The following is a 20988-nucleotide window of genomic DNA, read 5'->3' as shown; positions in this document are numbered from 1 at the left end:
ACACATGGGCGCTCACAGGAGAAAGTGCGACTGGTGCGGCAGCGGTACGCCGATCGTCCGCGACATGGAACCGGTCAACCCCGACTACCAGTACTGGTGCGAGGAATGCGCGCGGGCGCTGATCATAAAGGGCGACCCGATCGAGACCTACCGTGAGCTGGAGGGCGAGCCGATCTACGGACGGCTGCTCGACGAGCACTGCACCCTGAAGCGCTTCTACTCGTTCGCCACGGCCTGAGCGCTTCGAGGTTCGGTGGCCTGGGCGGGGACCTTCGCCGTCCCGGTCGCGCCGCCTCGTACCCGTAGAGCGAGGAACACCAGGAACGCCAGACCCGCCAGCGCGTAACCGGCGGAGAGCAGGAACTCGCCCGCGTTCTGGTCGAGTTCGGGCCGCACCGTGGTGCTGGTGCCGGCGTGCGGGACCCACCACAGCGAGTACGAGTAGAAGATCACCGCGACCGCCGCCGTGGCCGCCTTCCGCGCGCGGGTGCGGGCCTTCGAGGCCAGCAGGATCAGGACCGGCACGATCCACACCCAGTGGTGGGACCAGGACACGGGGCTGATCAGGAGCGCGGTCACCGCGCAGGCGGTGACCGCCCATGCCGTACGGTCCCCGAGCAGCGAACGCACCGCCACCGCAAGGCCGAAGACCGCCACCACCGCCGCCGCGACCGCCCACCACAGGCCCGGGTCGGTGGTGCCGAGCAGCCGCGCGAGCACCCCGCGCAGCGACTGGTTCGCGGTGTCCTCGGCCTGGCCGGGGCGGCTCGCGGAGAACACCATCTCCGTCCAGAAACGCTTCGAGTCGTACGGCAGGACGACCGCGGACGCGACGGTGACGGCGAGGAACGTGCAGGTGGCGGTGGTCGCGCGGCGCAGATGGACGTTCCACCAGGGCTGTCCCGCGCGCACCCGGCGCACGGCCACGACGAGTCCGGTGAGCGCGAGGAGCACGGCGAACAGGGCCGGTGTCAGCTTGATCGCGGCTGCGAGCCCGATGCCGATGCCCGCCCAGCGGTTCTCCTTGCGGCGGGTGAGATCCCACAGGACGAACACCGCGAGCAGCAGATTGATCTGCCCGTACCGCAGCGTCGTCCACACCGGCTCGCACCACACGAGCAGCGCGGAGATCCACAGGGCGGAGGCGAGGCGCTTGGTGCGGCTCCCCGTGACCTCTTTTCCGATGAGCCGTAGCGCCAGATATACGAGGGCGACGACAAGCAGCAGGTTGAAGCCGGTCGCGAAGGTCCGCATCTCCGGTACGCCGAGCAGCGTGAGCGGGGTGAACAGGAGGGCGGCGAAGGGCGGGTAGGTCGTGGGGAGGTTGGAGACCGTGGCCTGCATCGCGTAGAGGTCGCCGCCGTTGCGGACCGTCCAGCCCTCGGCGCGGTAGACCATCACGTCGAGCAGCGTCACGCCGGCCAGCCGCTGCGTGATCCAGAACGCCGTGCACGACACAAGGCACACGAACGCGGCGAGCAGCAGCGGGCGTCTGGCGTCCTGCTGCACGTCGTCGTCGGTGTGCGCGGCGGTTCGTCCCAGGATGGTCACGCCGCCCGACGTTACCGGCTGCGGGGCACTCCACCCGGCGCTCGATCATGGCCGCGACAAACGATTTGGTGGAGCACCGGGGTGACCGGTACTGTTGTCGACGTCGCCGAGGGAAACCGAAGCGGACAACACAGTAAGGGGCTATAGCTCAGTTGGTAGAGCGCCTGCATGGCATGCAGGAGGTCAGGAGTTCAATTCTCCTTAGCTCCACATCGCAGAAGATCCCCTCCGGACCACGGTCCGGAGGGGATCTTTGCTGTTTCCGGCTGTCGGCCAGGGAGCCTGGGCGGGCCTCAACTCCAACCGCTCTCCAGGGCCTTGCGGCCCGGTGAGCTCGGCAGGGCCGCGCGCTGGGGTGGGGTGGCGGGGCGGTCGGTGGAGCGTTCCAGGCGGAGGGCGAGGGCGGGGCAGCGGCGGACCGCGCGCTGCGCGCGGCCGCGCAGGGCCAGGGGGACGCCCGCGTCCGAGACCGAGGGGAAGCCGTCGGGGCCCAGGGTGATCAGTTCGGGGACGACATCGGCGCACAGGCCGTGGCCCTGGCACAGGGTCCAGTCGACGACCAGGCGTTCACCGCTGGGGGTGCCCGGGTCGGTGCGTCCCGGCATGGGCAGTGGCAGCACCCCGCGGATCTCGCGGCCGCAGCCGCCGCTGAGCACATGCATCGCGAGGTCGTCCTTGAACGCCGCGAGCGTGGAGCCGATGAAGCGGGCCGAACCGTCGGGGTGCTTGCAGGCGCCGCGGCCCTGTACGGCGCGGGTGATCTCGCGCAGGGCTTCGAGTGCCGCGGGTCCGCCGCCGTTCAGGACATCCGCGAGACCGCTCGCCGCCGCCGGCAGGCCGAGGCGGCACGGCCCGCACTGGCCCGCGCTCTCGTCGGCCAGCCACTGGGCGACGCGCAGTCCCTCGCCGAGCGCGCAGGTCTCCGGTCCGATCGGCAGGATCGCGCCCGCGCCGAGAGCTCCGCCGAGCGCGTCGAGCGATGCCCGCGAGACCACGGCGTCGTGCGCGGCCACCCCGTTCAGCCAGCTGCCGTGGTAGCCGCCGGTCAGGACGCCCTGGGGGAGCGGGGGAGCGCCGGCCAGCTGCAGTACGTAACGGAGGGGGACGCCCGTCGGCACCTCGACCACCATCGGGCGCGAGACCGCCCCGGAGAGCGTGAGCAGCACGGTACCCGGCTCGTCGTACAGGCCCGTGCCGCGGTAGCGCGAGGGGCCGATCCGGGCGGCGACCGCGAGCTGGGCGAAGGTCTCGGCGTTGGACAGCAGGGTCGGCGCGCCGCCGACACCGGACTCGGCGGCGCGCACCCGGCGGCCCGGCGGCAGCGCGGGTCCGCCGTCGATGGAACGGATCAGGGCCGAGGCCTCGCCGGTCACCATGCGCTCGGGGTTGCGCTGGACGCGGGCGCGCAGGGCGGCGCCGCGGCGGTTGGACAGGCCGCGTTCGGCGAGCGCGGCGGCCATCGAGGACTCGGTGGAGTCCCGGGTCACGCCGACGACCAGGGTGCGGGCGCCGAGTGCCTCGGCCGCGAGCAGGGCACCGTCGAGGATCAGATGCGGGGCGCGGTTGATCAGGACGGTGTCCTTGCGGCAGGCGGGCTCGTCCTCGCTGCCGTTGACGACCACCACCGGACGTACACCCCGTTTGATCGCGGCATCGGCGACGGCCCGCAGCTTTCTGGCGAAGGGGAAGCCCGCGCCGCCGCGGCCGCGCAGGATCACGTCGTCGGCGAGCTGGGCGAGGCGTTCGCCGCCCATGGGTTCCAGCGGGCCGTGCACCTTGAGGTGCATCGCCAGATCGAGCCGCTCCACGAGGTCGAACCCCGAGGTGAGCTGGGGGAGTCCGACGACGCGGACCTCGGGGACGTCGGGCAGGGGTGCGTTCAACGACGGCCTCCCGCGGTACCGGGCGCGGACCAGGGCTCACCTGCGGCCGGTGCCTCGAAGGGGTTGGGGGCGGGTTCGGCCGGTGCCTCGAAGAGGATGGGTTCGGTCGGTGCCTCGGCCCGTACTTCCGCGGGTGCCTCCGGGGCCGCGTACGTCTCCGGCCGGTATCCCTCGGGTCGGTACGCCTCGGGCCTGTGAGGCTCGGAGCGGTATGCCTCGGGCCGGTATGCCTCCGCTTGGTACAGCGGTGTCTGGCCTGTGTCGTACGGAGAGATGGGGCCCGAGCCGTACGTGGGGGTCGAGCCGGTGTCGTAGGGATCGCTGGTCGCGTAGTACGGGGGTTCGCCGCTCGGGGCGGGGGAGGCGGAGGCGGCCGGAGCGGGGGAGGCGGGGCGTGCCGCCTCGCCGGGCGGCGGCGGGGACGGCGCGGGCCAGCGGCCGCCGTGCTCCTCCTGGAGCGGCACCGGGCGGGCGCCGGGCGCCGAGGAGACCGCGCGGTACGCGGCCGCCATGCCGTCACCGGGGCGGGGACGCTCCTCCTGCCCGTACGAGGACGAAAAGGCTTGCGGGGAGTCGATTCCCAGCGAGGAGGGGAATTCCCGCGAAGGGGTGAACTCGCCTTGCAGGGGCGGGAGTTGGAGCAGCGCGGCCGCCGAGTCGGGCTCGGCCGCGTCCATACCGGGCAGCGGTCCCCCGCGGCGCGGGGTGGAGCCGGGTGCGACGCGGGGTTGCGCGTCCAGGAGGGCGAAGACCCCCCGCGCCACCTTGCGCTTGACGGACAGGGGCGCCGCGCGCAGTGCGAGGGCGCCGGTGACGCCGGCCAGGCACAGGCAGTACATCGCCACGACCCAGGAAGCCGCCTCACGCCCCGCGTACAGACCGTGCACCAGGGCCGAGCACCAGGCGGGATAGGCCAGCATGTGCAGCGCGCGCCAGCGGCCCGCGATCCGGGCAGGCGAGGCGAAGGAGCTGCGGAGGGCGCCGGTGACGCCTGTGGTGATCATGAGCAGTCCGGCGAGTGCGCCGAAGCCGATCAGTCCGTTCGTGCCGCTCACTCCGAGGCCGAACGGGATGAGGGCACCGATCGCGGACACATGGCCGAGGACCAGCTTGACGGTGCCGTGCAGAAGCAGGAAGCCGAGCGCGGCGATCGCGGTCGCCCGGTGCACGCCCTGGGCGAGGAGCCGCTGCTTCGGCGAGAGGAAGAGCCGGTCGGATGCGACCAGGCCCCAGATGATGCTGCAGGTCAACGAGACGAGGCAGAGCACCCCGGTCGTGAAGTCGAGCGCGGCGCGGAAGCTGTCGCCGCCGACGGTCACGACGACGGGTATCAGGAGCAGCACCGCACCGACCGCCGCGCCGCGTGCCGCACGGCCCGGCCCCGGTGAACCGGGTAACGAGTGGATCTTGCGGCTATGGGGGGTGAGAGGGTTCATGGGGATGACTCCGAACGGTTCGAAAGTGAGTCCCGCTGCCGCATGCTAGGTCGCGGCCCACCGGGCGCGGTGGGGTTTGAGTTATTGCCTCGTTATCAAGTGACGAGCATCTCGGCCGCCGAGGGTGCTTACCGGGCGTAACGGGTCGTGCTTACCGAGCACAGGGGTCGCCCATAAGCCCGGTGCGGGCGGCTCGGGCCCTGCGGTACCCTGACGCCATGCGTGCCGTACGCCTTCTGCTTAGCGAGCCGCGCTGATCAGTACCGGCCACTGACGATTCGTGGACCGGCATCAGCGCGGCGTCCCCTCCTGTGCGAGGGGTTTTTTCATTTCGGCTGTACGTCGCAGTCCGAAACCGCGGCAGAGACGATCGATGGAGCCCTAAGGATCATGAGCGAGACGAATTCGGCTGCCGAAGTCGCAGCCCCGCACCGCTACACCGCGGCGATGGCCGCGGACATCGAGGCGCGCTGGCAGGACTTCTGGGACGAGAACGGCACGTACGAGGCACCCAACCCCAAGGGCGAACTGGCCGGTGACGCCGAGATCGCCGGGCGCCCCGAGAAGTTCATCATGGACATGTTCCCGTACCCCTCGGGTGCGGGTCTGCACGTCGGTCATCCGCTGGGCTACATCGCCACCGACGTCTTCGCCCGGTTCCACCGCATGACCGGGTACAACGTGCTGCACACGCTGGGCTTCGACGCCTTCGGCCTGCCCGCCGAGCAGCACGCCGTCGCCACCGGTACGCACCCGCGGGTGTCCACCGAGGCGGCCATGGAGAACATGAAGTCCCAGCTGCGCCGCCTGGGCCTGGGCCACGACAAGCGCCGCTCGATCGCCACGATCGACCCGGACTACTACAAGTGGACCCAGTGGATCTTCCTGCAGATCTTCAACTCCTGGTACGACGAGGAGGCGAAGAAGGCCCGCCCGATCGACGAGCTGGTCGCGCAGTTCGAGAGCGGCACGCGCGCCGTGCCCGGCACCGACCGCGCCTGGACCGAGCTGAGCGCCGCCGAACGCGCCGACGTCCTGAGCGGGTTCCGCCTGGCGTACGCCTCGGACGCGCCGGTCAACTGGTGCCCCGGCCTGGGCACCGTACTGGCGAATGAGGAGGTCACCGCCGACGGACGCTCCGAGCGCGGCAACTTCCCGGTCTTCAAGTCCAAGCTGCGCCAGTGGAACATGCGCATCACCGCGTACGCGGACCGTCTGCTGGACGACCTGGAGGCGCTGGACTGGCCCGAGGCGATCAAGCTGCAGCAGCGCAACTGGATCGGCCGCTCCGAGGGCGCGCGTGTCGACTTCCCGGTCGGCGACGCCGGTGCGATCACGGTCTTCACCACCCGCCAGGACACGCTGTTCGGCGCGACCTACATGGTGCTGGCCCCCGAGCACGAGCTGGTCGACTCGATCGTCCCCGCCGAGTGGCCCGAGGGCACCCACGACGTGTGGACCGGCGGGCATGCGACGCCGGCCGAGGCCGTCGCCAAGTACCGCGCGTTCGCGGCCTCGAAGTCCGATGTCGAGCGGCAGGCCGACGCCAAGGAGAAGACCGGCGTCTTCACCGGCGCGTTCGCGGTCAACCCGGTCAGCGGCGAGCAGGTCCCGGTCTTCATCGCCGACTACGTCCTGATGGGATACGGCACCGGCGCGATCATGGCCGTCCCGGCGCACGACACCCGTGACTTCGCGTTCGCGCGCGCCTTCGAGCTGCCGATGCGCTGCGTCGTGGAGCCCTCGGACGACCGGGGTCAGGACCCCTCGACGTGGGACGACGCCTTCTCCTCGTACGAGGCGAAGCTGGTGAACTCCGCCAACGACGCGATCTCCCTGGACGGCCTGGGCGTCGTCGAGGCCAAGGCGAAGATCACCGACTGGCTGGCCGAGCGCGGCATCGGCGAGGGCACGGTCAACTTCCGGCTGCGCGACTGGCTGTTCAGCCGGCAGCGCTACTGGGGCGAGCCCTTCCCGATCGTCTACGACGAGGACGGCGTCGCGCACGCGCTGCCCGAGTCGATGCTGCCCCTGGAGCTGCCGGAGGTCGAGGACTACTCGCCGCGCACCTTCGACCCGGACGACGCGGACACCTCCCCGGAGACGCCGCTGTCGCGCAACGAGGACTGGGTCAACGTCCAGCTGGACCTGGGCGACGGCTCGGGTGTGCGGACGTACCGCCGCGAGACCAACACCATGCCCAACTGGGCGGGTTCGTGCTGGTACGAGATGCGCTACCTGGACCCGCACAACTCCGAGCAGCTGGTCGACCCCGACGTCGAGCGCTACTGGATGGGCCCGCGCGACGCCAAGCCGCACGGTGGTGTCGACCTGTACGTGGGCGGTGCCGAGCACGCCGTACTGCACCTGCTGTACGCGCGGTTCTGGTCCAAGGTGCTGTTCGACCTGGGTCATGTGTCGGCCGCGGAGCCGTTCCACAAGCTGTTCAACCAGGGCATGATCCAGGCGTACGTGTACCGCGACAGCCGCGGCTTCCCGGTGCAGGCCGACCAGGTCGAGGAGCGCGACGGCGGCTTCTTCTTCGAGGGCGAGCCGGTCAAGCGCGAGCTGGGCAAGATGGGCAAGTCCCTGAAGAACGCGGTGACTCCGGAAGCCATGTGCGCCGAGTACGGCGCGGACACCCTGCGTCTGTACGAGATGGCGATGGGCCCGCTGGACGTCTCGCGGCCCTGGGACACGCGTGCCGTCGTCGGCCAGTTCCGGCTGCTGCAGCGACTGTGGCGCAATGTCGTCGATGAGCAGACGGGCGAGGTCACGGTCGCGGACACCGAGCCGGACGAGGCCACGCTGCGCGTGCTGCACAAGGCCATCGACGGGGTCCGCCAGGACCTGGAGGGCCTGCGCTTCAACACCGCGATCGCCAAGATCACCGAGCTGAACAACCACCTGACCAAGGTGGGCGGCCCGGTGTCGCGTTCGGTCGCCGACCAGCTGGTGCGGATGATCGCGCCGCTGGCCCCGCACGTCGGTGAGGAGCTGTGGCGCAAGCTGGGTCACACCGACTCAGTTGTGTACCAGGAGTTCCCGGTCGCCGACCCCGCGTATGTGGTGGACGAGGCCGTGACCTGCGTCGTGCAGATCAAGGGCAAGGTCAAGGCGCGCCTGGAGGTGCCGCCGACGATCTCCGACAGCGAGCTGGAGACGCTGGCGCTGGCCGACGAGAAGGTCGTCGCGGCGCTGGACGGGGCCGGCATCCGGAAGGTGATCGTGCGGGCGCCGAAGCTGGTGAACATCGTTCCGGCGTAGGTTGTTGCCTTTTTGCCGGCCGCTTTAGGGATGTCCCCTACGGGCAGGTTGGGGGTTCTCAGGAACCCTCGGCCTGCCCTTGGGCGTTTACGGTGGAGGAAGCCCCCGTCCTCATGCTTAGGAGCCCCTCATGGGTGAAGTACTCGCCGTACTGGCGGTGCTCTTCGTGCTGTTCGTGGCACTGGGGGTGTTCGTCACGGTGAAGGTCGTGAAGGCCGCCAAGCGCGGCGTCGACCGCACGATCACGCAGGCGCGCCGCCATGTGGAGGACTCCACGCTCAAGGCGCGGACCTTCGCGCAGATCGGCCCGGCGGGCGAGCTCGCCCAACTGCGCCTGAAACTGCGCACCTCGATGCGCGCCACGCAGGACGCGCTGCACGCGGCGGTCGCCGAAGACGCCTCTCTGCAGGAGTCGGTGGGGCTCTTCGAGCGCCTCAGCGTGCACGGCTGGGAGCTGGACGCCGACCTCAAGCGCCTCGAGCGCGAGCCGGACAAGGCCCGCCTCGGCGCGCAGCTCCCCGAGCTGAAGGAGCGTACGGACCGGATCACCGAGGCAGCGGACTCCCTGCGGTTCGCGGCGCAGGACCGGGCGCGGCGGTTCGCCGACGACGGGTTCGAGGCGCTGAGGACCCAGATCGATGTGGAGGCGGGGGCGCTGCGGCATTGGACTCGGGAGGAGCCGGGGGGTTCGTATGGGGCGGGGGGGTCCTTCGGCGCGGGGGCTTCTTCCGGTACGGGGGCGGGGGCTTCCTCGCGTACGGGTGGGCAGGCCGGGGCTTCCTCGCGTACGGGGGAGCAGGCCGGGGCTGCCGTGCCGTCGCCTGCTTCGGCGCCGGCTCCCACGCCGGCTCCCACGCCCACTCCTGCCCCTGCGCCGCCCTCGTGGCCCGAGCCGACGCTGATCGACGGGCCTGCCGCACCGGCCGAGCAGACCTGGCCCGACCAGGATCTGGCGGGTCGGGGCGGGGCCGGTCAGGGTGGGGAGGGCCGGGGAGAGGCGGGCCCGCAGGCGATCGAGCCGCCCGCGCCGCAGGTCACGTATCCGTGGCAGAAGGATCCCCGGCGGGAGGCCCGGCCGGAGGGGCGGGGTTGAGGGTTTGGTTCGACGGTGGGGTGAGTCCGGACGTCTGAGGGCCTGGTTGGTTGGACGGTGGGGTGAATCCGGACGTCTGAGGGTCTGCCTGGACGGCAGGGTGAGGCGTCTGCCGCACGGCGGAGTGAGGCAGGACGCCGGTGGGCCCGGTGCCGATGGCGGGACGAGGCCCGGTACGGTGAGGGCCGGGCTGCCGCCCTCCGGCCCCGGCAGGTAATCTCCAGCTCATGTCCCGCCATGTCGCGATCGTCACGGATTCAACGGCCTATCTGCCGCAGCCGGCGATGGAACGGCACGGCATCACCGCTGTTCCGCTGACCGTGGTCCTCGGTGATCAGGCGCTCGAAGAGGGCACGGAGATCTCCGCGCGCTCCCTGGCCCAGGCGCTGCAGAAGCGCCGCCCGGTGACGACCTCGCGCCCCAGTCCCGAAACGTTCGCGCGGACCTATCGCAAGGTCGCCGAGTCCGGTGCCACGGGCATCGTCTCGCTCCATCTGTCCTCGGAGTTCTCCGGTACGTACGACGCGGCCGTCGTCGCCGCGAAGGACGCGCCCGTCCCGGTACGGGTCGTGGACACCGGAATGGTCGCGATGGCCCTCGGATTCTGCGCCCTGTCGGCCGCCGAGACGGCCGAGGCGGGCGGCACGGTGGACGACGCGGTGGCGGCCGCGGAGAAGCGGGCCGCGTCCACGTCGGCGTACTTCTACGTGGACACCCTCGACTACCTGCGCCGTGGCGGCCGGATCGGTGCCGCGCAGGCGCTGCTCGGGTCGGCGCTCGCCGTGAAGCCGCTGCTGCAACTCGACGGCGGGCGGATCGAGTTGCTGGAGAAGGTGCGGACCGCCTCGAAGGCCATCGCGCGCCTCGAGGAGATCGCCGCCGAGCGGGCCGGGTCGGGGCGGGTGGACATCGCGGTGCACCATCTCGCGGCGCCCGAGCGGGCGGCGGCACTGTCCGAGCGATTGCAGGCGCGGCTCACCGGGCTCGGGGAGCTGCACGTCAGCGAGGTCGGAGCGGTGATCGGGGCGCACACCGGGCCCGGGTTGCTGGGTGTGGTGGTTTCCGCTCGTTGAGGGCTCGTGGGGGCTGCTGGGTCACTCGCACGGGTGGCGGGGTTTTCCACAACCGGGAAGTTATCCACGGGAATTGAGCAAGATCCACTTGCTGGGGTGGTGATCTCTACGGTCGCCGCATGTCTTCTTCATCGCGCAACTCGTCAGTCGTCCACGGCTCCTCAGGCCCTGTTCCGACCAGTGGTCCCGGGCGCGGCCCGTCGTCCGACGGCCGGGCCGCCCATCGACGTGTCCGGCGCCGGCGCCGGCGCGAGCAGGTGGCCGCGGAGCAGCTGAGGCTGCGGGCGGCCCGGCTCTTCGCACAGCCTGCGGCGGAGCCCGGGGGCGATCCGCCCGCGCTGCCGCGGTGGGACGGTCCGGCTGTTCCCCGCTGGGCGGTTGACCAGGACGCGGCGGAGCTCCTCGCGAGGCGTACCCGCGAGTTGCGGCGCACTCCCGGGACCACGGCGGTACGACGCCGGGGGTCGGCCGTGGACGAAGGTGTACGGGGGGCGGCGGACGGAGGCGTACGGGGACCGGCCGCGGACGAAGGCGTACGGGGGTCGTCGTCGTCCGTGGCCGCGGTGGGGGGTGTGGGCTCCGAGGAGGGTGGGGAGTCAAGGGCGGTTGGGGAGTCCAGGGCGGTTGGTGGGGTGGGTGTTGGTTCTGGGCTGAGTGTGGGTGGTCAGGTTCGGGCCGGCGAAGTTCGGGGTGGCGAGGCGCGGGTCGTTGAGGCGCGAAGTGGCGAGGCGCAGGCTGGCGAGGCGCGCGGTGTGCGGTGGGGGCTTGCGCTGCGTGAGCGGCTGCCGCTGTGGGCGCAGTCGCGCTGCGGTCTGGAGCGGCGCAATGTGGTCGTGCTCGCGGTGCTGCTCGTGCTCGGTGCGGTGCTCGCCCTGCAGCATTTCTGGCTGGGCCGCCCTCAGCAGGTGAGTGCTCCTGATGTCGTACGGGCTGCTCCGACCGCACCCGTCGGCTCGGACGTGGGCGTGGGTGAAGGTGCCGGGGGCGGGGAGGACCTCGGGGGCGGAGCCGCGCCGAGCGGCGGCGCCGGCATGGTCGTCGTGGACATCAGTGGCCGGGTGCGGGAGCCGGGGGTGCACCGGCTGCCCCTCGGTTCGAGGGTCACGGACGCCTTGCGCGCCGCGGGCGGAGCCAAGCCCGGCACGGATCTCTCGGCGCTCAACCGGGCCCGGGTGCTGATCGACGGTGAGCAGGTGGTGGTCGGTGGTCCGCCGGGAGCACAGGGGGCGGGTGCGGGCGGGGGCGCCGTGCCGGGCGGCCCGGTGAGCCTCAACTCGGCAAGCCTGGAGCAGCTGGACACCCTGCCGGGCGTCGGCCCCGTCCTGGCCCAGCACATCATCGACCACCGCACGGAGCATGGCGGCTTCCGCTCGGTGGAGGAACTCCGCGAGGTCAACGGCATCGGCGAACGCCGCTTCGCGGAGCTGAAGGACGCGGTGCGGTTGTGAGCGGGGAGGAGGGTGCGACGGAGGGAAGCTCTGGACACGCCTTGCCTGGCACTGGGGTGTCCACCGAGGGGGCGGGGGCTGCTTCTGGGCCGGCTGTGTCCCGCTCCGGTGTGCCCGCCGAGGCGGATGAGGCGGGGGCGTTCCCTGGAGCTGCTCTGTCCCGGCCCGATGAGCTTTCTCAGGTGGGCGGGGCAGGGGCTGCTTCTGGGCCCCCTGTGTCCCGATCCGGGATGCCGGCCCGGGGAGATGGTTCGGGCGCGTCTTCTGAAGCTGCTCTGTCCCGCTCCGGTGTGCCCGCCCGGCGGGACAGGGCCGGGGGATCTGCGGATCCTGCTCTGCCCCGCCCCGCGGTGCATGCCTTGTCGGGCCATCGGCTGGGCGCCTCGCACCCCCGCCAGGAAGGTCCGGCCGATCTCCGCCTTGTCCCGCCCCTGCTCGCGGCCTGGGCGGCGGCGGCCCTGGCAGTCGGGCGTCCGACGGCCGACATCTGGCCCGCCGCGGCCGGCTGCCTGCTGCTCGCGGCGGCCCTGCTGGGCTGGGAGTTGGCGAGGCGGCGGGGTCGGCAGAGCTGCCGGGGGTGGCGTGGCCGGTGGCGGAGGCGCCCGGGGCAGGACGATGGGCATACCTGCCGGGTTTGGCGAGGCCGTTGGGGCCGGCGTGGCCGCTCGGGGCAGGATGATCGGCGTACCTGCCGGGGGCCGCGTGGCCAGCAGGGTTGGTGGGGCCGGCGGGCGGAGGGCGAGGCCGCCCGGGCAGATGCACGACGTCGCACCCCGCTCCTGCTCGCCACGGCCACCGCGTTGCTCTGCGCCGCCGGAGCCGCGGTGTCCGCCGGGCTGCATTCGGCGGGGCTGTACCAGGGGCCGCTGCCACGCCTGGCCGGCGAATACGGCACGGTGACGGTCGAGCTGACCGTCACCTCGGACCCGCGGATCTCCCGGCCCCGCATCGACGGCGACCGGCAGGCACCGCCGAGCATCGTCTTCGACGCCGACGTACGCCGCGTCACCACCCGCGACACCGGCACGGTCGCCACCCACACCCCTGTCCTCGTCATCGCTCGCGCCCCTGCCGCCGAAGTCCGCCGTGCCTCCGCAGCGGAAATTTCCCAGCTCTCTGCCGCCGAAATCTCCCGCGCCGCTGCCGCCGAGATGCCCCGTGCCTCTGCCGCCGACCTCCCACAGGATGCTGCCGCCGAGCTACCTCGCGCCGCCGCCGCCGAAGCACACCGTCCCTCTGCCGCCGACCTCCCACAGGATGCTGCCGCCGAGCTACCTCGCGCCTCTTCCGTCGAGTTCCTCCGCGTCTCTCCCGCTGAGTTCCCCCGCGCCTCTTCCGCCGAGTTCCCCCAACCCGCTGCTCCCGAGCTCCCGCAAGCCCTCGCCACCAACAGTCCAGCTCCAACCCCCGAATCCGCTCCGGCAGCCCAACTGGCCGTCGACTCCCCGTGGTTGTCCCTCCTGCCCTCCACCCGGCTCCACCTGCGTGCCGCACTGGCGCCCCCGCTGGCCGGGGGTGACCGCATCGCGGCCGTGTTGCGCGTCCCCGGCGACCAGAGGCCGCACATCATCGAGGGCCCCACCGCACTGCAGCGCACCGCGGGCGAACTGCGGGCCGGGCTCCGTGCGGCCACCGACCACCTCTCCGCCGACGCCCGCGCCCTGCTCCCCGGGCTGGTCGTGGGCGACACCACCCGGGTGCCGCCCGATCTGCAGGAAGCCTTCCGCGCCACGGACCTCACGCACCTGCTCGCGGTATCGGGGAGCAACCTCACCATCGTCCTGGTCCTGCTCATCGGCCCACCCGCCCTCGCGATGCGTGCCGAACGCCGCGGTCTCGCACCACGGCTCGGCCTCTCCCTGCGGACGACCGCCGTGCTCGGCGGCGCCCTGACCCTGGCGTTCGTCCTCGTGTGCCGCCCCGACCCGAGCGTGCTGCGCGCGGCGGCCTGCGGTGCCATCGCCCTGCTCGCGATCGCCACCGGACGCCGCCGCTCCCTCATCCCCGCACTCGCCGCGGCTGCACTGCTGCTGCTTCTCTTCGACCCCTGGCTCGCGCACAGTTACGGCTTCCTGCTCTCCGTCCTCGCCACCGGCGCCCTCCTCGTCATCGCCCCCAAGTGGAGCGCCGCACTGCAGAGCCGGCGCGTTCCGCCCCGTATCGCCGAAGCGCTCGCGGCCGCGGCCTCCGCGCAAGCGGTGTGTGCGCCTGTGGTCGTCGTGCTCTCCTCGCGCGTGAGCCTGGTCGCGGTGCCCTGCAATCTCCTGGCCGAGCTGGCCGTAGCCCCCGCCACGGTGCTCGGCTTCGCCACGCTCGCCCTTGCCCCCTTCGCGATGCCGGTCGCCAAAGCCCTTGCCTGGTGCGCGGGTTGGCCGACCGAATGGGTGGCCGCCGTCGCCCGCACCGGAGCTTCCTTTCCCGGCTCCCAGCTGGACTGGCCCGACGGCTGGGGCGGCGGACTGCTCCTGGCAGCTGTGGCACTGGCTCTGTTACCCCTGGCCCGGCGGCTCCTGCGCCACCCGTTGGCGCTGATCGTCTGCGTCCTGCTCCTGATGCTCGCCGTGCTGCGGCCCGCCCCGCTCACCCGCGTACTGACGGGATGGCCGCCGCCGGGCTGGCGTTACGTGCTCTGCGACGTGGGCCAGGGCGACGCATCGGTCCTCTCCACGGGGCCCGGTACCGCCGTGGTGGTCGACGCCGGTCCGGACCCGCGGCTGGTCGACCGCTGTCTGCACACCCTCGGAGTGACACGCGTCCCGCTCGTCCTGCTCACGCACTTCCACGCGGACCATGTTGGGGGCCTGGCCGGGGTGCTGCGGGGGCGCAGCGTCGGTGCGATCCAGACGACCGGTCTCCAAGAGCCCTACGAACAAGCCCTGTTCGTACGAGCGCAGGCCCAGGCGCACGGCATCCCCGTCCTCACCGCCGCGGCCGGCGAGAGCCGCCGCGCAGGACCCGTCCACTGGCAGGTCCTCTGGCCACCCGCCGCCCAGCCGCCTGCCGCCCGGCGATCCGTCGGCGGGCCGCCCGCCGCTGAGCCGTCCGCCGCCCGGCGACCCGTCGGCGGGCCGCCCGCCGCCCAGCCGTCCGCCGCCCGGCGACACATCGGCGGGCCGTCCGCCGCCCCGCCACCGATCGGCCGCCCATCTGTGGCACGGCCGGCGCCCCCCACCGAGCCCAACGACGCCAGCGTCACCCTCCTCGTCCGCGCGGCAGGCCTGACACTGCTGCTCCCCGGAGACCTCGAACCCCCTTCCCAGCAAGCCCTGTTGAGGTCTGCGCCCGGGCTCCCGCCCGTGGACGTGCTCAAGGTCGCCCACCACGGTTCCCCGTATCAGGACCCGGAGTTCCTGCGTCGCGTCCGCCCGCGGCTGGCCCTCATCGGTGTGGGCGCCGACAACGGATACGGGCATCCGTCCCCGCGCGTCGTGGCCGCTCTGCGCGCGGGCGGCGCCACCGTTCTGCGCACGGACCTCGACGGAGCGGTGGCAGTCACGGGGGAGGGAGGTGATCTGCGGGCGGTGACCTCGCGCGATCCCTTGTAAAGGTTTCTTTCTAAAGATACCTTTACAAGCATGGTGAAGAGAGAAAAGCTGCTCACCGACGCCAAGGCGCTGCGGGCCTACGCCCACCCCACGCGGATGAAACTGGTCGGGATGCTCCGCAGGGAGGGGCCGTTCACCGCGACCCGGGCCGCGGAGCTGACGGGGGAGTCGGTGGCCAGCTGCTCGTATCACCTGCGGATGCTGGCCAAGTACGGACTCGTCGAGCAGGCCGGCGGCGGACAGGGGCGCGAGAAGCCCTGGCAGGCGACGGCGGCGTACACCGAGTGGCCCGAGTACTCGGAGGACCCCGACGTGGCCCAGGCCGCCGCGGCGCTGAGCATGACCGCGGCCGAGCTGTACTTCGAGCGGACGATCCGGGCCCTGGAACAGCGGCATCTGCTGCCGCGTGAGTGGCAGGAGGCGGAGATGTTCGGCGACAGTCAGCTGTATCTGACCGCCGGTGAACTGGCCGAGCTGCGCGCCAAGGTGGACGCGCTGACCCGCCCCTACGAGGTGCGTAACGCGGACCCGGCGCAGCGCCCGGAGGGTGCCCGCGTGGTGGAGTTCATGCGGATGGCGTTCTCCTTCCCCGACCTCCCACCGGAGTGCCCCGCACCCGAGGACCACCCCCGGTCCGGGGTTGTGCCCGCACCCGAAGCCCACCCCGGACTGCACCCCGAGCCCACACCCGAAGCCCACCCCGGACCGCACCCCGCACCCGCACCCGCACCCGAAGGAGACCCCTCGTGAAGCGCACCGGCGCGATAGGCCGTAGGGTCCCGCCCCTGCTGCGGGACCAGGGCTTCCGGCGCTACTGGACCGGCCAGACCGTCTCGCTCGTCGGCGACCAGATATCGCTGATCGCCCTGCCCCTTGCGGCCGTTGTGGTGCTCGGAGCCGACGCGGCCGAGATGGGCTGGCTCAAGACGGCGGAGCTGCTGCCCGCACTCCTTCTCAACCTGCCCGCCGGCGCCTGGGCCGACCGGCAGGCCCACCGGCGACGCATCATGATCTTCACCGATCTGGCGCGGGCGGCCCTGCTGTTCAGCCTGCCGGTCGCGTACGCGCTCGACGCCCTCACCCTGCCGCAGCTGTACGTGGTGGCCCTTGGCGTGGGCGCGCTGACCGTCCTCTTCGAGGTGTGCAACGTCGTCGTGTTCGCGGCCCTGCTGCCCGCGGACCGCTATGTGCAGGGCAACTCGCTGGTCAACGGCAGCCGTTCGATGTCCTGGCTCGGCGGCCCCGGCCTCGGCGGTGTGCTCGTCGCTGTCCTTTCGGCGCCGGTGGCGCTCCTTGCCACCGGCCTGACCTACCTCTTCTCCGCCGAGCGGCTGGCCCGTATCGCTCCCGCGGAGCCGCCTCCCGCGGAGCCCGAGCCAGGCCACTTCACCGCCGGAATACGGTGGGTGCTCGCGAACCCGCCCATGCGTGCGTTCTTCGGTGCCGTGGCCACCCTGCAGTTCTTCAACTTCATCTTCCACACGCTCTTCGTGCTCTACGCGACCCGCGAACTGGGCCTGAGCGCCGGCATGTTCGGCGCCGTGCTCAGCGTGGCGGCGGTCGGCGGGCTCGCCGGAGCGGTGGGCAGCGGTGCGGTCGTGCGCAGGATCGGCATCGGTCCGTCCATCGTCCTCGGCTGCGCCGCGTTCACCCTGCCCCTCCTGCTCGTTCCGCTGGCCGGCGGACCGACCGGCCTGGTGCTCACGCTGCTGTTCGTGGCCGAGTTCGTCTCCAGCGCCGGGGTGATGCTCCTGGACATCGCCGCGGGTTCGCTCCAGTTGGCGCTGGTGCCCGACGGACTGCGCTCCCGCGTCCTGGGTGCCTTCCGCTTCCTCACCCACGGTTTCCGTCCGCTCGGAGCGGTGGCCGGCGGATTCCTCGGCACGTTCCTCGGGGTGCGGCCCGCCCTGTGGATCGGCACGGCGGGAGCCGCGTTGGGCACGCTCTGGCTGCTCCTGTCACCCATCGCCCGGATACGCGACCTGCCCTCGGCCCCCGCCGTGCAAAGCGAGACGCCCGACGCGGCACCGGCCACAACGCCCGACGCCGCGCGGGGCAGTTGACGCCGGCGCGCCCCTCGCCGCCACACTGAGCCCATGAAGGAAGGCATGAAGGCATGAGCGCCACCGGAGCGGCAACCCCGAGCGAGCGCGGCCTGTCCGCCGCCCGCGTCGACGCCTATCTGCACCGCATCGGCGCCCGGCGCCCGCACCGCGCGGACGGCACCGCGCTGCGGACGCTGCAGGAGCGCCACCTGCGCAGCGTCCCCTTCGAGAATCTCTCCATCCACCTGGACGAGGAGATCCGGCTGGACTCCGATGCGCTGGTCGCCAAGATCGTCGACGCCCGCCGGGGAGGCTTCTGCTACGAGCTCAACGGGGCCTTCGCCGCCCTGCTCGGCGGGCTCGGCTACGAGGTGGCGCTGCTCCAGGCACGGGTGTACGACGCCGAAGGCCGCCCGGGCATCCCGTACGACCATCTCGCGCTGCGCGTACGGGACGTGGACGGTGCGGAGTGGCTGGCCGACGTCGGCTTCGGCTCGCACAGCCTGTATCCGCAGGCCTTCGGCGAGCGCGGGGAGCAGAAGGACCCGGAGGGCTCGTTCCGGCTCGCGGAGGCGGCCCACGGTGATCTCGACCTGTTCAGGGACGGCAAGCCGCAGTTCGTGCTCGACCCGCGCCCGCGGGCGCTGCGCGACTTCACGGCAGGCGCCTGGTACCACCGCACCTCGCCCGATTCGCACTTCACCCGCTCCCTGGTCTGCTCGCTGCGCACGGACCGCGGCCGCATCACCCTCAGTGGCCGCACCCTGACGGTCACGGAGGACGGCGAGCGGCGTACGAGCGAACTGGGCTCCGACGCCGAGGTGTTGGCGGCGTACCGGGATCATTTCGGCATGCCGCTCGACCGTCTCCCCGAGGACCCCGCAACCGGAACGGTCAATTCACCCAGACCCCGCGACTAGCTACCAGCCGGTATCTAAGCCCCACCCCAGCCCCACCTGCACATTCCCGCGATGTGACCCCGTGTTGCCCCGAAAGCCGCACGGATGGTCGAATGCAACGTCGGCACCGCACACGCCGACGCGTGCCACCGCAGGGCACAAATCGTGCCGTCAAGGGCACAGGCGCCCGGGCGCAGCCTGTACGGGGCGCGGGAGCACAGACAGACACGTCGTTCAGGGGGACGCAAAGATGTTCGGCCGCAGGCTGGGAAACCGTTCCGCACGCATGGGCAGCCGCAGGGGCCGCGCCCATCACCCGGGGCTCGCGCCCGGCTCGGCGAGCGCCTTCGCCATACCGCCCAGCGGCGGTCTGCTCAGCTGCCGGGTGCTCGACCCGGTCAGCGAGCCGGTGCGCGGCGCCGAATTCGCCGTGACGGACGGGATGGGCCGCAAGGTCGTGGCCGGCGAGGCGGACCCCTACGGTTCCTTCGTGGCCACGGTGCCCGCCGGTGAGTACCGCCTCGCGGTCTCCGCGGACGGGTACACCCCGTTCCGCGGCAATGCCACCGTCGCCCCGAGCGGGCACGCGGCACTCGGCGACGTGACCCTCCAGGTCGCCCAGCCCCCGGCGCTGCCCGAGCCCGGCGACTGGGAGATCGAACCGGCCCACTCCTCCATCGGCTTCACGGCCCGGCACATCGGACTCGCCCGTATCCACGGCCGGTTCAACACCTTCGCGGGCGCGATACGGATAGCCGACCGCATGGAACAGTCCGCCATGCACGTCGTGATCGACGCCGCCTCCATCGACACCAACGTCAAGATGCGCGACGACCACCTGCGCTCGGCCGACTTCCTCGACGTGAACAATTACCCGACGCTCGAGTTCTACAGCGACCGCTTCGTCCACCGCGGCGGCTCACGCTGGGCCGTCACCGGCGCCCTCTCGCTGCACGGCGTGACCCGCACCGTCACCCTCGACACCGAGTACCTGGGCATCGGCCACGGCATGGAGGGCGAGACCCGCGCCGCCTGCCGCGCCACCACCGAACTGCGCCGCGACGACTTCACGGTCAGCTGGCAGACCATGCTGGCGCGTGGCATCGCGGTGGTCGGCCCGAGCATCACGATCGATCTGGATATTCAGGTGATCCCCAAGTCGTGAGAGCGGGGTGCGGGGGCGCAGCCCCTGCGGCGGGGTGCGGGGGCGCAGCCCCTGCGACCAACTCACGACTGCCATGAGAGAAGGGCGAGCTCCCGTCCCAATCCGCGCGGGGGCACGGGGGCGGCAGCCCCCGATCGCTTGTACGCCCCCGTCACGATCGCTCGCACCCCCGTCACGATCGCTCGCACCCCCCTCACACTCGCTCGCACCCCCCTCACGCTCACTCACCCCACCCAAGCGATCCGAATCCGCAGAGCCCGACCCGTGCGCGAGAATGGCCAGGTGAGCGACGTACGACATGTCCTGGTGCTGCCCGACCGGGACACCGCGGAAGAACTGGCCGAGGCCCTGCCCGCCCGCTTCGGCATCTCGGAGGAGCCTCAGCTCGTACGGGATGCCCTGGCCGGCGAGGACGACGCCGAGGACGCCCAGTGGCTTGTGGTCCTGGCCGACGCCGAGGATGCCCTCGATCCGGCCGAACTCGACGCGTTCGCCGCCGAGTTCGAGGGCTGGCGCGAGGACCCGTAGAAGCGACAGGACCCGTAGAAGCGCCAGGATCCGTAGAAGCACAAGGACCCGTAGAAGTCCGGCCGGGTGTCACGTGGCCACCGGCGCCGACCCGAGGCCGAGCCCGGGACCGCCGGCCGCCGTGAACGCAAGCAGCAGTTCACCCGTGGCCTCGGGCGCCTCGAGCGGCGGCAGATGCCCGACCCCGGCCAGCATCTCGACGCGCGCGCCCGGCACCTTCTCGTAGCGCCGGGCCGAGGCAGGATCCCAGCGCGGATCGGCGTCCCCGAAGACCACGAGCACCGGCACGGGTTCGGACAGGGCGGCGAGACGCTCGGGCACGTTCCGCGCGGTGAGGTACGCGCCGTTCGCGCGCAGTACCTTCCTGAACGTGCGATACGTGATCCCCTGCACCCCCGCGACGAGCTCGTCCGGCACGTCGACAGGGCGGACGGCCGTCGCCTGGACGCCCTTGCGGATCATGCCGTCCGGGCGCAGCGCCCACAGCAGCGGACCGAACGGCGGCCCGAGCAGGGCACGCAGCACGAACGGCTCCGGCAGCAGCGCGTCGAGCCCGGGCCCCGTGCTGATCAGCGCGAGCGAACCGACCAGATCGGGGCGCTGTTCGGCGAGCGCGGTGGCGACATAGCCCCCGCTGGAGTGCCCGGCGACGGCGGCCCGCCGCAGCCCGAGCTCGTCCAGGAGTGCCGCCACCCGGTCTGCCTGCGCGGACACCGCGTAAGTCGGCGCGGACGGTGACTTCCCACAGCCCGGCAGGTCGACCCGTACGACGTCGCGCTGCGCGCTCAGCAGCGCGCTCATCGGGCCCCACGCGGCGCCCGACGCCCCCGACCCGTGGAGCAGGACGAGCGGGGGCGCCCCGCGCCGACCTTCCCGGATCACCTGCATCCCTTGCATGAAGCGGGATTCCTCAGCAGTAGCCATACGGGGATGGTGCGCGCACCACCCGCACCCGGTCTTGTACGAATGTTCGCGCGCCCTCGCGACCCGTGCCCTCGCGAACCGTGCCCTCGCGAACCGTGCCCTCGCGACCCCACGCCTCCGCGACCCCACCC

General features: G+C 72.1%; 15 protein-coding genes and 1 tRNA gene. 12 read left to right on the top strand and 4 right to left on the bottom strand.

The genetic code is table 11. The annotated features are described in order from the left end of the window. Positions 1-4 precede the first annotated feature (4 nt). Positions 5-238: a hypothetical protein gene (locus H9Y04_RS27330; RefSeq protein ID WP_016643127.1), complete on the top strand. Its 234-nt coding sequence runs from the start codon at positions 5-7 to the stop codon at positions 236-238. On the opposite strand, the gene H9Y04_RS27325 is transcribed toward H9Y04_RS27330, so the two are convergent. Then, entirely contained in the window at positions 217-1509 is a 1293-nt protein-coding gene (locus tag H9Y04_RS27325) for a glycosyltransferase 87 family protein (protein ID WP_308801128.1), read from the bottom strand. The genes H9Y04_RS27330 and H9Y04_RS27325 overlap by 22 nt on opposite strands. Positions 1510-1688: 179 nt before the next feature. Between H9Y04_RS27325 and H9Y04_RS27320 the strand changes: the two genes are divergently transcribed. Beyond that, positions 1689-1761: transfer RNA gene (locus tag H9Y04_RS27320), tRNA-Ala, on the top strand. 83 nt (positions 1762-1844) lie between these two features. Here H9Y04_RS27320 and H9Y04_RS27315 read toward each other — a convergent pair. Beyond that, the gene (locus H9Y04_RS27315; protein ID WP_187816699.1) at positions 1845-3434 is read right to left on the bottom strand and encodes an NADH-quinone oxidoreductase subunit NuoF family protein; all 1590 of its coding nucleotides are present in this window, start codon (positions 3432-3434) and stop codon (positions 1845-1847) included. After that, complete coding sequence (locus H9Y04_RS27310; protein WP_236071490.1) at positions 3431-4870, bottom strand: hypothetical protein; 1440 nt, start codon at positions 4868-4870, stop codon at positions 3431-3433. The genes H9Y04_RS27315 and H9Y04_RS27310 overlap by 4 nt, the downstream gene beginning before the upstream one ends. 390 nt (positions 4871-5260) lie before the next feature. On the opposite strand from H9Y04_RS27310, the gene leuS reads away from it, so the two are divergent. From leuS to H9Y04_RS27260, 10 genes are all read left to right on the top strand, one after another. Beyond that, positions 5261-8137, top strand: coding sequence for a leucine--tRNA ligase (gene leuS, locus H9Y04_RS27305; protein ID WP_187816698.1), 2877 nt, complete (start codon positions 5261-5263; stop codon positions 8135-8137). Positions 8138-8267: 130 nt separating this feature from the next. Further along, positions 8268-9230 carry a hypothetical protein gene (locus H9Y04_RS46960; protein ID WP_236071488.1) on the top strand — a complete coding sequence of 321 codons (963 nt, stop codon included), beginning with the start codon at positions 8268-8270 and terminating at the stop codon, positions 9228-9230. Positions 9231-9457: 227 nt separating this feature from the next. After that, complete coding sequence (locus H9Y04_RS27295; RefSeq protein WP_187816697.1) at positions 9458-10303, top strand: DegV family protein; 846 nt, start codon at positions 9458-9460, stop codon at positions 10301-10303. 752 nt (positions 10304-11055) lie between these two features. Then, a complete protein-coding gene (locus H9Y04_RS47820) occupies positions 11056-11751 on the top strand; it encodes a ComEA family DNA-binding protein (protein ID WP_308801119.1) in 696 nt (231 codons plus the stop codon). Positions 11752-12575: 824 nt separating this feature from the next. Further along, positions 12576-15296: a ComEC/Rec2 family competence protein gene (locus tag H9Y04_RS27285; protein WP_308801118.1), complete on the top strand. Its 2721-nt coding sequence runs from the start codon at positions 12576-12578 to the stop codon at positions 15294-15296. Between the two features lie 30 nt (positions 15297-15326). Next, entirely contained in the window at positions 15327-16046 is a 720-nt protein-coding gene (locus H9Y04_RS27280; protein WP_187816695.1) for a winged helix-turn-helix domain-containing protein, read from the top strand. Continuing rightward, positions 16043-17359 (top strand): MFS transporter, encoded by a 1317-nt coding sequence (locus H9Y04_RS27275; RefSeq protein WP_187816694.1) that lies wholly within the window; start codon positions 16043-16045, stop codon positions 17357-17359. Before H9Y04_RS27280 ends, H9Y04_RS27275 begins: the two co-directional genes overlap by 4 nt. A 53-nt stretch (positions 17360-17412) precedes the next feature. Next, positions 17413-18261 (top strand): arylamine N-acetyltransferase family protein, encoded by an 849-nt coding sequence (locus tag H9Y04_RS27270; protein WP_187816693.1) that lies wholly within the window; start codon positions 17413-17415, stop codon positions 18259-18261. Positions 18262-18490: 229 nt separating this feature from the next. Continuing rightward, positions 18491-19405 carry a YceI family protein gene (locus tag H9Y04_RS27265; protein WP_187816692.1) on the top strand — a complete coding sequence of 305 codons (915 nt, stop codon included), beginning with the start codon at positions 18491-18493 and terminating at the stop codon, positions 19403-19405. 282 nt (positions 19406-19687) lie between these two features. Then, positions 19688-19933 (top strand): hypothetical protein, encoded by a 246-nt coding sequence (locus H9Y04_RS27260; RefSeq protein WP_187816691.1) that lies wholly within the window; start codon positions 19688-19690, stop codon positions 19931-19933. 69 nt (positions 19934-20002) lie between these two features. Here the strand turns inward: H9Y04_RS27260 and H9Y04_RS27255 are convergent, their stop codons facing one another. Continuing rightward, positions 20003-20857 carry an alpha/beta fold hydrolase gene (locus H9Y04_RS27255; protein WP_236071486.1) on the bottom strand — a complete coding sequence of 285 codons (855 nt, stop codon included), beginning with the start codon at positions 20855-20857 and terminating at the stop codon, positions 20003-20005. Positions 20858-20988: the final 131 nt, after the last annotated feature.

The organism is Streptomyces polyasparticus, from assembly GCF_014493765.1.
Taxonomy (GTDB): Bacteria; Actinomycetota; Actinomycetes; order Streptomycetales; family Streptomycetaceae; genus Streptomyces; species Streptomyces polyasparticus.
Note: the sequence above shows the minus strand (reverse complement) of the source record. Positions and strands in the feature narration are given on the sequence as shown.

Bases quoted from the DNA above. Each gene is read 5' to 3' on its own strand.
- H9Y04_RS27295 (WP_187816697.1), top strand. From the start codon at position 9,458: ATGTCCCGCCATGTCGCGATCGTCACGGATTCAACGGCCTATCTGCCG.
- leuS (WP_187816698.1), top strand. From the start codon at position 5,261: ATGAGCGAGACGAATTCGGCTGCCGAAGTCGCAGCCCCGCACCGCTAC.
- H9Y04_RS27265 (WP_187816692.1), top strand. From the start codon at position 18,491: ATGTTCGGCCGCAGGCTGGGAAACCGTTCCGCACGCATGGGCAGCCGC.
- H9Y04_RS27310 (WP_236071490.1), bottom strand. From the start codon at position 4,870: ATGAACCCTCTCACCCCCCATAGCCGCAAGATCCACTCGTTACCCGGT.
- H9Y04_RS27270 (WP_187816693.1), top strand. From the start codon at position 17,413: ATGAGCGCCACCGGAGCGGCAACCCCGAGCGAGCGCGGCCTGTCCGCC.
- H9Y04_RS27280 (WP_187816695.1), top strand. From the start codon at position 15,327: ATGGTGAAGAGAGAAAAGCTGCTCACCGACGCCAAGGCGCTGCGGGCC.
- H9Y04_RS27255 (WP_236071486.1), bottom strand. From the start codon at position 20,857: ATGGCTACTGCTGAGGAATCCCGCTTCATGCAAGGGATGCAGGTGATC.
- H9Y04_RS27330 (WP_016643127.1), top strand. From the start codon at position 5: ATGGGCGCTCACAGGAGAAAGTGCGACTGGTGCGGCAGCGGTACGCCG.
- H9Y04_RS46960 (WP_236071488.1), top strand. From the start codon at position 8,268: ATGGGTGAAGTACTCGCCGTACTGGCGGTGCTCTTCGTGCTGTTCGTG.